The 12,632-nt window shown below is 48.5% G+C and carries 9 protein-coding genes; all 9 read right to left on the bottom strand.

What is annotated here, in order from left to right:
- Positions 1 to 70: 70 nt before the first annotated feature.
- The 9 genes from JET16_RS10730 to JET16_RS10690 all read right to left on the bottom strand — a co-directional run bounded on the left by JET16_RS10730 (position 71) and on the right by JET16_RS10690 (position 12,588).
- Entirely contained in the window at positions 71 to 1,489 is a 1,419-nt protein-coding gene (locus JET16_RS10730; protein WP_199616033.1) for a glycosyl hydrolase family 28 protein, read from the bottom strand.
- Positions 1,490 to 1,531: 42 nt separating this feature from the next.
- Complete coding sequence (locus tag JET16_RS10725; protein ID WP_199615844.1) at positions 1,532 to 2,455, bottom strand: carbohydrate ABC transporter permease; 924 nt, start codon at positions 2,453 to 2,455, stop codon at positions 1,532 to 1,534.
- 31 nt (positions 2,456 to 2,486) lie between these two features.
- The gene (locus JET16_RS10720; protein ID WP_233531385.1) at positions 2,487 to 3,467 is read right to left on the bottom strand and encodes an ABC transporter permease; all 981 of its coding nucleotides are present in this window, start codon (positions 3,465 to 3,467) and stop codon (positions 2,487 to 2,489) included.
- A gap of 91 nt (positions 3,468 to 3,558) precedes the next feature.
- Complete coding sequence (locus tag JET16_RS10715) at positions 3,559 to 5,250, bottom strand: extracellular solute-binding protein (protein WP_199615843.1); 1,692 nt, start codon at positions 5,248 to 5,250, stop codon at positions 3,559 to 3,561.
- Between the two features lie 116 nt (positions 5,251 to 5,366).
- A complete protein-coding gene (locus JET16_RS10710) occupies positions 5,367 to 6,827 on the bottom strand; it encodes a response regulator transcription factor (protein ID WP_199615842.1) in 1,461 nt (486 codons plus the stop codon).
- Between the two features lies 1 nt (position 6,828).
- Positions 6,829 to 8,577, bottom strand: a complete 1,749-nt coding sequence (locus JET16_RS10705) for a cache domain-containing sensor histidine kinase (RefSeq protein WP_199615841.1) — start codon at positions 8,575 to 8,577, stop codon at positions 6,829 to 6,831.
- A 341-nt stretch (positions 8,578 to 8,918) separates the two neighbouring features.
- Entirely contained in the window at positions 8,919 to 9,842 is a 924-nt protein-coding gene (locus JET16_RS10700; RefSeq protein ID WP_199615840.1) for a carbohydrate ABC transporter permease, read from the bottom strand.
- 15 nt (positions 9,843 to 9,857) lie between these two features.
- Complete coding sequence (locus JET16_RS10695) at positions 9,858 to 10,796, bottom strand: ABC transporter permease (RefSeq protein ID WP_199615839.1); 939 nt, start codon at positions 10,794 to 10,796, stop codon at positions 9,858 to 9,860.
- Between the two features lie 85 nt (positions 10,797 to 10,881).
- The gene (locus JET16_RS10690) at positions 10,882 to 12,588 is read right to left on the bottom strand and encodes a type 2 periplasmic-binding domain-containing protein (protein ID WP_199615838.1); all 1,707 of its coding nucleotides are present in this window, start codon (positions 12,586 to 12,588) and stop codon (positions 10,882 to 10,884) included.
- Positions 12,589 to 12,632: the final 44 nt, after the last annotated feature.

Here is a 12,632-nt window from a genome sequence, read left to right as displayed (position 1 = left end):
CGATGCGGAATGTTGGAGCAGGGTTATCCGTTCTCCGGCGAATCTTCCCCTGCCCCAATCCACGGTGCTGCTAATTAAACTCAACGCGATGCGCATGTTCGCCGATCATAAAATTACCGGATTCCGGACTCAATATGTGCTTGCCGTTGATCCGCAATTTCCGAAACGTCACGCCGTCCACAACTCGAGACTCGTCAAAGCCCTTGATGACGCACGGATTATCGCACGTTCCGTCGAACGCGATATTTTCAAAGAGGATGTTCTCCACTCGGGACCCGGGGCTCGGATTATACTTCGGATTGTGGAACACGCGGATATCGATCAGACGCCCCAATTCGAATTGCTCCACCCGGATGTTTCCGAACGTGACGTTCCGAACGGTATTCTTGTCCCCTGCGTTAATGGCCATGCAGCCCCAATATCCATCCTGCGGTTCATGATGTTCCAGAATATCGATGTTGTCGAGCACGACGTTCTCGATCGTATCGCCGTCATGCGCATGATCCCCGTGCACGCCGATCATAACGGGATGGGCGACATCAGCCCAAAGCACCGAATTGCGAACCGTCATGTTCCGGCTGTCTCCGAAAAAGTCCCCCCTGCTTCCGTAAACGGCGATGCAGTCGTCGGACGTCCGCAAAAACACATCGTCGATGTCCACATCGGTTCCGGACATCATGTCGATGCCGTCCGACCATCCGCGGGTACTGAACGTCTTGATATTGCGGATGGAAATATTCTCGGATTGCCCGATCAAGATCGTATAATGGGGCGGATCGACCGTAATGATTCCTTCAACCGAAATATTCTTTGAAAATGCGATCTCCACGCCGCGATAGTACGTCGTCTTTTCGAAATCGGACATATAGAGCAGTCCGCGCCCCCGAATCGTCACATCGTGAACGCGGTCGCACACCAGTGCACCGGCAATGACGGCGCCGCCGGCAATATATACCGTCATGCCCGAAGGGATGCGCAATTGCGGATGCTCCAGTACATGCATGCCGGGCTCGAAATAAATGACCGATTTTTTCAGCGAAGTTTGCCGAAGCAGATCTTCCGTGCGGTGAGTCCCCGGACGGACAACGACGACGCCGGGATCGGAAGGATCCGGCACGTTGTCCTCCAACGGGTTTGCAAAAATGTGCAGGTTATGAAACCGGTCGCCGTTCACTTCGACCGATATTTTTCGCGGGCCATCCATCGTGAACGTCAGCCGGTTGCCGCTGAATACACAATCAATGTTCGCGGACAAAGGGCGAATCGCCGCCTCCTTGATCTCCCCATCATTCATGATCACTTCGACTTCAACCGCGCCGGAGCAATCGAAATAGACCATGGAGGCGTTCCGCACATCGTGCATATCCACCCTCACGTTGTAGCTGAACAACTGCTGCCATTCGCCTTGTCCCTGCCGGACCCGAACCGTAAAATCTGAATTTCCTTTCGCTCCTTCGGGAGCAGGGTACGTAATCAAACGATTTTGCATGGACGTCAATGTTTTCCCTTCCCGTTAAATAAAGTGGTCTCGTTAACCTTTCACAGAACCGAGCAGCACGCCTTTAATAAAAAACTTTTGCGCAAACGGGTACATCACAATCATCGGAATCGACGAGATGACCATCGCCGCCAATTGAAGAGTTTTAGCTGTAACGGCTCCCTCACCTTGAGCCCTGGAGAAAAGATCTGCGACAGCGGGATTGGTGGAACCTGCGATGCTAGCCATCTGGTTCACCGCATCCGTCGATTGAATCAGCTTTAAGATCAAATACTGCAGCGTCTGCAATTCAGCGGATTGGGTGAAATACAGCGTCGCTCCGTAATCGTTCCATACGCCGACAGCCATGAAAACCGAAAGAGCGGCCAAAACCGGCTTCGATAACGGGACGACAATGCGGAAGAATATGGTGTACTCATTCGCTCCATCCATCTTCGCCGATTCAAACAGAGCGTCCGGAATCGCCTTGAAATTCGCATTGAAAATAATGACGTTCCAAAATCCGGCGAAAAGTCCCGGGATGATGTAAACCCAGTACGTATCATATAGCCCAAGCCAGTTCATCAACATAAAGGAAGGAATGAGCCCGCCGCTAAAATACATGCTCGCAAAGCCTATTCCCGCATATATCATTTTCCCTTTCAAATAAGAACGGGAAAAGGCGTACGTAAACATGGCAGTATACATAATAGAAACAACCGTTACAATCACAGTCCGCGACGCGCTGATCCATGCCGCCTGAAGCATCCCCGGGTCCGCCATAACCGTCTGCCAGCTCGCCCATGTAAATTCCCTTGGCCATGCAAATATGGGACCGCGCACCAGATCACTGCCTGTATTCAATGAGTTAACGATAGAAAACCAAAACGGATACAATGTCAAGAGCATAACAATGATCATGATGGTGACATTCGATACAGTAAAAATGCGGTCTCCCCAGCTCCTGCCTCCGACCATACCGGACGCCTCCTATATTTTATTCGCTTTGCTAGAACAAACCTGATTTTGTCAGTTTCTTGGATAGATAGTTGGCTCCAAGCAACAGAAACAACGCAAACACCGATTTCATCAAACCGATCGCCGTGGCGGAAGCGAACTGGAACTGTTGAAGCCCCGTTCGATATACGTACGTATCTATAACTTGGCTGGTCGGCAAGTTCAATGGGTTTTGCAGGACGTAAATCTGCGTAAAATTATTGTTCAGCATGCCGCTAACGGCAAAAATGACCAGAATCATCAAGGTAGGTAGAATGCCGGGCAGCGTGACGTGCCACATCCGTTTGAACCGGCCCGCGCCGTCAATGGCGGCAGCCTCATATAAAGACTGGTCGATGCCGGCGATGGCAGCCAAATACAAGATGGCGCCCCAGCCTAATTCTTTCAACAAATTGGTCCCGATGGCGATGCCCCAGAAATATTGGGGTTCCCCCAAAAATAGAATGGGCTCATCGATCAGGCCCAGCTTCAAGAGCAAATAATTCACGACGCCGCCATCCGGATTGAGCAGCGTAATAAACAATCCTCCGAAAATAACCCAAGACAGGAAATGCGGCAAGTAGGTTACGGTCTGAATAAATGATTTAAACCTTCGACTCGTGATCTCGTTTAACAGCAGGGCGAAGATCAGGGTTGCCGGGATCCCGATCAGCGACCCCAATAGATTGATTCCAAGCGTATTTTTCACCATGGGCCAAAACTCAAAGTGCCGGAAAATCGTCATAAAGTTCTCGAAGTTGTTCCATTGGCTCGTAAAAATACCTTTGATTCCAGTGATGGGATCGTAGGCTTTGAATGCCATCAACAGCCCGTACATCGGTACAAAGTCGAATATGGTGACAAGAATAATTGCAGGCCAAAGCATCGTCTTGAGCTCGAATTGGGTTCGGAAATCGTGTCCGAGCTTGTATGATTTTTTGTTCTTTGTTTTTGCCGACGGGATTCCTCCCTCGTATGCGGATTGCGCCATCATTAGTCCCTCCCTTGGAAGACAATGATAATGCCAAAGTGCAGCATGTCCGCACACATGCACTTTGGCACTATTCATCGTTCAAGACTTACAATTATGAATTAACGCCTTTCACCGTTACACCCATTTCTTGCGACTTCTTTTGCAGTTCCGCGTCCTGCGCCGCATCCAGCTCGTCGACCTTCAATTCCTTCATCTTTGCGACAAACTCGTCATACAGCTTATCGAACGTTGCCTCATCCTTCGCCATGACCATCTTCGCAACCTGGGCTTCGTAGAATTGTTGGATTTGATCTCTGATCTGCGCATTTTTGCTTCCTGGCGCATAGAAGTCACCGGGCAAGGTCAGTACGGAAGCATCATATCGGACGACTTCCGGCGATCTGCCGTAAGCGGTCTTCGCCTCCATTTCAATCAAACCGCCGGCTCCTTCCCTCTTTGTAGGAGCAGGCTGTACGTGTTCAAGGAATGCCATATTGGCGAATTGCCAGAAGATATCGACTGCCGTTTTGGTGCTGTCTTTTTGAGCTTGTATTCCGTCTTCCGTTCTTGTAATGAGACCTTTGTCGTCTTTCGTGTAATGAACACCTTCGATGCCGAAGTGATTGAGCGTCATTCCTTCGGGACTTGTCATATAGCTGAGCCATTTCGCCAATTTTTCCGGTTCTTTCGTCGACTTGGAAATCATCGTCTGCATCCAGCCGCGGCCCGGTTCGGACCAGAACAGGAACACAGGCTTCGTGCCTTCGTTCGACAAGATCGCGCCGGGTGAAACCCAGAAATCGAGCTGATCAAATTTGCCTTGGGCCGTATTTCCGATGAACATAAACACTCGCTTGGACAACAGGTTTGCTTCGATCGCCGCGTTATCCGTTGTCATCTGACCGGGATCGAAGTACCCTCCTTGAGCCGCCTTAAACAGGAACTGAATCGCATGCTTGTTTTCCGGAGACATGTAGATGTTTCTAAATTTACCGTCCTTATCAATCGGCATCGCGCCGAAAGATCTTTGCAGGAACTGGAGCGTTTCGCCATGGTAGTTTTTGCCGTGAATCTGCAGCGGAATGACAGGCTGACCGTCAACCTTCATCCCCTTTACTTTCTCGAGTGCCGCGAGTACGCCGTCCTCGGTTTTCAGATCGGAAAGCTCAATGCCTGCCTCTTTCAAAATATTCGCGTTGACCAATACGCCCTTGTTTTCAGCATACTTCGCCACATCTGCAAAATAATCGCTCGACGGAGGATATGTCTTTCTCGCCTCATCGCTGACCATGTGACTTCCGATCGCGTACCAGCCGCCATAATGCTTGTTCATCTGCTGCTTCACATCTTCAGGGAAATCTTTGAGCAAATGGGATTCCGGATCGTATTTCTTAAGGAATTCTTCCAGTTCCCAAACCTTGCCGGCTTCAACCAGCTTCTTTCCCATATCAGGGCCTACAGTAGTAATCACATCCGGGAAAGCGTCCGACGATGAAACCATCATCAGGTTCAATTTCGTATCGCCGTCCTGCGCCGGAATGTTGAAACTGAAGGTGAGCCCTGTCTTTTTCGTCATTTCGCCCATAACGGTTGCAGACTCAGTGGTCCATTGAGGCGGGTTCCAAAATCCTGTTGTAGCAAACCATGTAAGATTTGCCGGCTCTGCAGACGTCTCCGAAGACGTCTCGGTGTTTTCCGGCTGCGCCGGTTCGGTGTTTGTCCCGCTTCCCGCTTGGTTGGCGCTGCAGCCTGACAGCGCGACGGCCCCGGCCAACGCCAGTATTGAAAACACTTTCAACTTCATACCAGTCGTTCCCCCTTGTGTTGATTGACTTCTGTTTCTTATCATACCGGGCTGTCCCGCCGCATCATATGTCTCCATTTTAATCTTTTTGTGCTTTTCGACAGTTTTCGATAAGGCTACAATTTTCGAAATTTGCCCGGCGTTATTCCGAAATACTTTTTGAAAATTTTGTTGAAATGAAAATAATCCCGATACCCCACCCGCTCTACGATCTCTTGAATGGACAACGAAGTATCCTGCAGCAATTCTTTAGCCAGGTTCAGCCTTTTGTTCATCACATACTCCATATACGTTTTTCCCGTTTCCTTCTTCATAAGGGCGCTCACATATCCGACGGTGATATTGAACTTCTTTGCCACATCAACGAGCATAATATCTTCCGTAAAGCTGGAGTCTATATATTCGATGATTTTCTTTGCCATCTCATTGGAAATGTGCAGCTCTTCGCCGGTTTGCTGCCGGAAAATGGCCTTCAGCTTTTCGAATAACTCATCGAACGATCTGTACTGGCGAAAGATTTGATCGTAGTTCAAATATTCGATTTCATAATTTGTGTCGGTGCTGCTGTAATATTTGTAAAAGAGCAACACGATTTGATTGTACAGTGCGCATAATTGGTCGATCTGCATGGACCGCTCCTTGCATTCGGCGCTTAGCTCATCCAGAAGTCTGTTCACTTGCTCCGGCTTTTGCTCCTTCACGGCCACTTCTATTTGCAGGATCGTTCCCATCAAGACAGAAGCATGATCGGCCGCCGGTTTATATTCGATGATCCGGCTTTCCGGGCGGGTGAAGAAGCTGCAAAGGGCAATATCCGATTCCTGATAGAGCTTGGCGACAGGCGCAGAATAGACGCCGATTCCGCTGATCCCGATACACCGAGCGTCGGACAAATGATCTGAAATAAAATCGAGTAAACCGGCCGGATTCTTTAATTCGTCATAATTGATCAGGAAGGAGACTTTATTCTGTCCCGTACGAAACCGCAAATAGCGGATCCCGGAAACCGCCGGCTGCCTCTCGCCCGCAAACGATGAATGCTGATGCAGACAGCTAATGAACCGAAAGTGCGGATAATCGCATTCGATTCCCCGGCTGGTCAAGAAGTTTTGCAGCTTCGTATTCTCATCGGACTCGAATATTTCGAATAGATCATCCAGCAGCAGCTCCAGACCTTTTTGCGCTTTTTGCGCCTTCTGCTTTTCCGCGAGCGTCTCTTTCAACCGTTCCAACGCATCGGTCAGCTTGTCCTTGTCGACCTGCTTCAGCAAGTAATCGAAGGCTCCGAACCTCAGCGCTTTCTGGGCATATTCAAACTCCGAATATCCGCTGATCAGGATCACGTTACTCCGCAGATCGTGGAGCCGGATTTGCTCCAAAAGCTCAATCCCGTTCAAACCGGGCATGCGGATATCCGAAATGACGACATCCGGCTTCTTCTCCAGAATTGTCTCCAGAGCCGACAGTCCGTTGTGCGCCTCTGCGATAACGGTATAGCCGAGCCTTTCCCATTCGATCATTTCTCTAATCCTGTACACAACCCAAGGTTCATCGTCTGCGATCAATACCGTATGCATGTTATACAACCTCCAGTTGTTCCTCATGGTCTTGAAAAGGGAATGTGATTGTAACGGTAGTGCCGGAACCTCGTTTGCTATAGATGGACATGTCGGCCTTGTCTCCGTATAAAAGCTTAATTCTCCGGTAAATATTGGGCAAGCCGATTCCTTTCGCTGCTTCTCTCGCCATCCAGCCCTGGCTTTCAAACTGCCTAAGCCGGGCGACCAGCTCTTTCAGCTGGATTTCTTCCATCCCGTATCCGTTATCCTGTACGATGTATTGAACCTGGTTCTGCGCAGTCTTCTTCACTTCAACTCGAACGACGCCGCTGTCGATCTTCATCTCCAATCCGTGAAATACGGCGTTTTCCACAATCGGCTGAAGCAGCATTTTAATCGTTTTCAGGTTCAACAAGCGTTCATCCGCGTCGACGATGACCTGGATTTTCCCCATGAAGCGGAATCCGATGATTTTCGCGTATTCCTTGATGTGTGATATCTCATCCTGAATCGTGCTGAAATCGCCGCCTTTGACCGAATACCTGAACATATTTGATAAGGAGGCGGAGATATCGGCTATATCCTGAGCCTTGTAGAAGATGGCCATTGCGCTTATACATTCCAGCGTATTGTACAAAAAATGAGGGTTAATCTGATTGCGGAATGCCGAAATTTCCATCTGATTTTTCATAATTTCGATTTCGTACTTTTGCTTTTGCGTCAACTGAATTTCTTTGCTTAAGCTGTCGATTTCGTCCAGCATTTTATTGAGGTTGGCGGCGAGTACGCCGATTTCGTTATGATAGACCACATGAAAGCGGCTTTCTCTCCCCGTCTTCGGGTAGGATTTCATAAAATCCATCAGTGCTTTTACCGGCTTTAAGATACGGGTGAAAAAAATGATCAGAAAAAGAGCGAGTATACAAAACATAACCGCATACGTCGCAATGTTCAGCCTCTGAACGATATCCAATTCTTGCAGCAGCTCGTTCTTTGGTATGACGCTGATCAGCTTCCACCCAGTCCGGGACAGCGTGCTCGTCTGCACGATATACCGGTTGTCGGTTTTCCACTTTTCCAGTTGGGATACATCGAGGCTGGACGAGTTTCCTTCGCTTGCCATAATCTTTTTGTTTTGGTCCAGAAGAAGCAGCCGGGAATTGGGTGTCACTTTTGCATTCCTCAATATATTGCGGAAATTGCCGAGATCCATGAGAAATACGCTTGTTCCCATGTATTCTTTGGCCGGTGTTTTTTCCAAATTATAGACCGGAACGGTGATGGAATAATTCGGGATAGTTTCGCCCGTATTCGGATCCGTCAATAAACCGGAATATTCGATCTTAGGAGGCGGCAATTTAACGGATTCGCCGAACCCGATACCTGAATCGGCTACCATCTTTCCTTCCGGGCTGTAAAGCTGGATGCCCCGGATATTCGCTTTCAATGCAGTGGTATTGGAGAAGACCGATACGATCTCATCGTTCATGAGAATTCTGGACAAGAAGTCCTCCGAGTTCAAGTAGGTTTGCACCGTCGGACTATACAACATAGAATCCGAGATTCTCTCCATGTCCGCATAAAAGCTTTCCATATTGTCTTCAACCTGATTCAATAACTTGGCGGAGGAGTCCGTTACCTTGCTCTCGACTATGCGTTGGGCAATCGTGTTCGAGATGACGAATGAGATCAGAAGGATGACGAGCATCAACAAAATCAAATAAAGGATTTGCCTGGTAAGGCTTAGCGCGCGAAAGTGTCCCATCATGATTAACAATTCCTCTTCGTTTTGATTCTTACTGTTCTACTGTTATATCAAGAAAGCAAGAGGACGTAAACGCTAAAGTGTTGGGTTTTGGGGATATCGCGAAACTATACGGGCGAAAATACTGAGCCCCAGTCGAGCTGAGGGTTTTCGTATATAAGAAAAACTTCTATCGAAGTACCTTCAAAGAAGCCAGACCGCGATTAAAGGAAGTTTTTCTTGAAATGTCAGAAAGGCGATTTATGCTTAAAACTTATACTTTCTGACATTATAAGAAAAAACCGCCCTCGGGCGGTTTCACACCATTTTTATTGTTGGATTTTTCGCGAACCGTTTTCTGATTTTTAACCCTTAACCGAACCGAGCAATACACCCTTAATGAAAAACCGCTGCGCGAAAGGGTACATGACAATCATCGGAATCGAAGCGATGACCATCGAAGCCAGTTCTATCGTCTTCGCCGTTACAAGCCCTTTTCCGCCAGTGCTATTTAGCAACTGCGACACCGCCACATTGACTTCTTGCACCATGCTCATCATATTATCCACCGCGCGATTGGATTGTATTAATCTTAGAATCATGTATTGCAATGTCTGCAAATCAGTGGATTGCGTAAAGTAAAGCGTTGTTGCATAATCGTTCCAAACGCCGACGGCGGTAAATACGGAGAGAGCAGCCAACACCGGTTTCGAGAGAGGAATGACGATCTGCAAGAAAATCCTGAATTCGCTGGCGCCGTCCATCTTGGCCGATTCGAACAAGGCGTCGGGAATACCTTTATAGTTTGCGTTGAATATGATCACATTCCAGAATCCTCCAAAGAGGGCTGGAATAATATACACGAGATAAGTATCGTACAGCCCCAGCCAAGTCATCAGCATGAAAGAAGGAATCAATCCTCCGCTGAAATACATGCTGGTGAAACCGACGATAATGTAAAACTTCTTGGCCCTCAAATAAGGCCGCGAGAACGCATAGGCAAACATCGCCGTATGCAGGATGGAAACAACGGTCACAATGACCGTACGCGAGGCGGTAATCCACAACGCCTTGAGAATGCCGGGATCCGCCAGCACCGTCTGCCAACTCGCCCATGTAAACTCTCTCGGCCAAAGAAACACAGGTCCACGCACCAAATCATCGCCGTTGTTCAGGGAGCTGATCAGTGAAAACCAGAACGGATATATGGTCAGGACCATCAGAACGACCATAATCAGGACATTCGAATATTGAAATGTGCGTTCTCCGAAGCTCTTGCCACCAACCATCGTATCAATCTCCCCTTAAAACAAGCCTGTTTTCGTTAATTTTTTCGAGAGCATATTCGCTCCGGCCAGCAGCAGAAGCGCGAAGACCGCTTTCGTCAAACCGATCGCCGTCGCCTGGGCAAACTGGAATTGCTGCAAGCCGATTTGATATACATACGTATCGATGACTTGACTCGCTTCCAAGTTCAAGCTGTTCTGAAGCACGTATATTTGTGTGAAGTTGTTATTCAGCATGCCGCTTACGGCAAATATGATCAACACCATCAAGGTCGGCAAAATCCCGGGAATCGTAACATGAATCATCCGTTTCAACCGCCCCGCGCCATCGATCGCAGCGGCTTCGTACAAGCTCTGATCGATACCCGCTATGGCCGCCAAGTAAAGAATCGCTCCCCAACCGAGTTCCTTAAGCAGCGAAGTTCCGATCGCCACGCCCCAGAAATATGCCGGATCGCCCAGAAACTGAATGGGTTTGTCGAAAAATTGCAGCTTCATGAGCAACATATTGACGATTCCGTTCGTGTTCAGCAGCGTAATAAACAGACCGCCGAATATTACCCAGGAAAGAAAATGGGGAAGATAAGTAATAGTTTGGACCAACGATTTGAATTTGGGATGGCGGATTTCATTCAACAGCAAGGCAAACGCGAGCGTCACAGGTATTCCCACCAATGCGCCAAGAAGATTGATTCCCAACGTATTTCTCACCATCGGCCAAAATTGGAAATTATTGAATAGACGCGTGAAGTGTTGAAAATTGTTCCACGGGCTCGTAAAGATGCCTTGAATACCCATAATAGGCTCGAAGCTCTTGAAAGCCATCAACAATCCGAACATGGGAGTAAAATCAAACAAAAAGATCAGAAGCACAGCAGGCCACAGCATGATCAGCAATTCCAATTGTGTTTTGGTATCATAGCCAAACTTGTAACGCTTCTGTCTGCGCGATATCATGTCCTCTCCTCCAATCCAAACAGTTGCAGTGCCAAAGCACGAGATTCAAGCCGCGCTTTGGCACCGCACTTCGTTGCGAATGCAATCAGGAGTTGATCCCTTTCACATCGATTCCGTATTCTTTTAGTTTTTGTTGAACGTACTTGTTCTTTTCCGCGTTCAGCTGCTCAATCCCCAACTTCATCAGCTGAGTAATCATCTCTTCATACAGTTTTTCAAACTCGGCATCATTTTTGGCCATGACGATCTTGGTGATCTGTGACTCTCTATACGCTTTAATCTGCAGTTCATCGTTGGCGAATTTACTGTCAGGCGGGAATAAATCCCCTGGAAGCCCAAATGCCGCATTGTTATAAATATGGGTTTCCGGCGCTTTTCCGTATGCAGTTTGAACTCTGTTGGCCGTCACAGCTTGAATATCCGTTTTCTCATTAGGAGGTTGTTGTGTGCTCCAAGAGAACGAAGTGTGGTGGAACGGCCAGAAGGCGCTCAGTCCTGTCTTCATATATTCCTGGGCATCCTTGATCCCTTGCTCCGTCTTGACCACAAGTCCGTCCTGATCGAGAGTGTAATGAACCCCTTCTATGCCGTATATATGCAGCATCATGCCTTCCCTGCTGCTCATAAAACTGAGCCATTTCGCAACTTTCTCCGGATCTTTGACACTCTTGGATATATATGTCTTCATCCAGCCTCCGCCGGCCCGCTTGTTCCTCCCGAGCACAGGCTTCGTGCCGGCATCCGACAAGATCGGACCAGGAGATGTCCAGTAGTCGTTATTTTGGAAGGACGTGTTCGCCGAGTTGCCGATGAAGGTGAACACCCGGCCCGAAGCCATATCCGCCTTGACTGCGGCGTTGTCAACCGTCATTTGGCCCGAATCGAAATAGCCGCCCTTTTGCGCTTTGTAGAGAAACTTCAACGCTAATTTCATTTCAGGAGCAAGCAGTGAGTCTCTAAAGTTACCGTCCTTGTCAACCGGCATGTACCCGAACGAATCCAGCAGGAAACCCACAGTAGGATACATATAACCCTTGCCATCCAAGAGCAACGGAATGACCGGCGCCCCATTGACCTTCAGATCCATATCCTTGATTTTCTGGTACGCGGCAAGGAGTCCGCTTTCGGTTTTAATATCATCCAGCGTGAGACCGGCCTCTTTCAACAAATTTCCATTGACAACGATGGCCCCGTTGGATAAGTATTCGGTCATATCCTTATAGAATTCGCCGGCAGGCGGATATTCCTTTCTTGCATCCTCCGAACCGATATGGCTCGGGAACGCATAGAAGCCGCCGTCCCGCGATACGATCGTTGCTTTCACGTCAGCCGGAAAATCTTTTAACAGATGGGATTCCGGATCGTATTTTTTAATAAACTCGTCCAAGTCCCAAACTTTTCCGGCCTCAATCAATTTCTTGCCCAACACATCGTTCGTTATCGTGATAACGTCAGGGAAATCGTTGCCCGATACGAGCATCAAGTTCAGCTTCGTTTCCCCGTCCTGCGCCGGAATGTTGAATTCGAAGGTCACGCCCGTTTTCTCTGTGATTTTGCCTGGAACGGTGTTCGGATCCGTGCTCCATACGGAAGGCGGATTCCAGAAATCGATCGACGAGAACCAAACCAGCTTCGTCGGCTCGCCCGACGGCTTATCGTTCCCTCCCGAAGTCTCTGTACCGGACTTCTGTTCATTTGAAGTGTTGGCGCTTTCATTTCCACCGCTTGTGCTGCATGCGGAAAGCAATAGGACCAGCGCCAAAACAACTGCCAATACCGACTTTAACTTCATGTTGAAAAACAACCTCCCCTATTTGGCTTTGATTTCTGACACCT

It is taken from the genome of Paenibacillus alkalitolerans, assembly GCF_016482785.1.
Lineage (GTDB): Bacteria > Bacillota > Bacilli > Paenibacillales > YIM-B00363 > Paenibacillus_AE > Paenibacillus_AE alkalitolerans.
The sequence above is the reverse complement of the archived record's forward strand: the minus strand, read 5'-3'. Positions and strand labels throughout refer to the sequence as shown.

What these genes read in the sequence shown, in the direction of transcription:
- JET16_RS10725 (WP_199615844.1), bottom strand. Translation starts at nt 2,455, where the DNA reads ATGGTCGGAGGCAGGAGCTGGGGAGACCGCATTTTTACTGTATCGAAT.
- JET16_RS10700 (WP_199615840.1), bottom strand. Translation starts at nt 9,842, where the DNA reads ATGGTTGGTGGCAAGAGCTTCGGAGAACGCACATTTCAATATTCGAAT.
- JET16_RS10720 (WP_233531385.1), bottom strand. Translation starts at nt 3,467, where the DNA reads ATGATGGCGCAATCCGCATACGAGGGAGGAATCCCGTCGGCAAAAACA.
- JET16_RS10690 (WP_199615838.1), bottom strand. Translation starts at nt 12,588, where the DNA reads ATGAAGTTAAAGTCGGTATTGGCAGTTGTTTTGGCGCTGGTCCTATTG.
- JET16_RS10710 (WP_199615842.1), bottom strand. Translation starts at nt 6,827, where the DNA reads ATGCATACGGTATTGATCGCAGACGATGAACCTTGGGTTGTGTACAGG.
- JET16_RS10730 (WP_199616033.1), bottom strand. Translation starts at nt 1,489, where the DNA reads ATGCAAAATCGTTTGATTACGTACCCTGCTCCCGAAGGAGCGAAAGGA.
- JET16_RS10695 (WP_199615839.1), bottom strand. Translation starts at nt 10,796, where the DNA reads ATGATATCGCGCAGACAGAAGCGTTACAAGTTTGGCTATGATACCAAA.
- JET16_RS10705 (WP_199615841.1), bottom strand. Translation starts at nt 8,577, where the DNA reads ATGATGGGACACTTTCGCGCGCTAAGCCTTACCAGGCAAATCCTTTAT.
- JET16_RS10715 (WP_199615843.1), bottom strand. Translation starts at nt 5,250, where the DNA reads ATGAAGTTGAAAGTGTTTTCAATACTGGCGTTGGCCGGGGCCGTCGCG.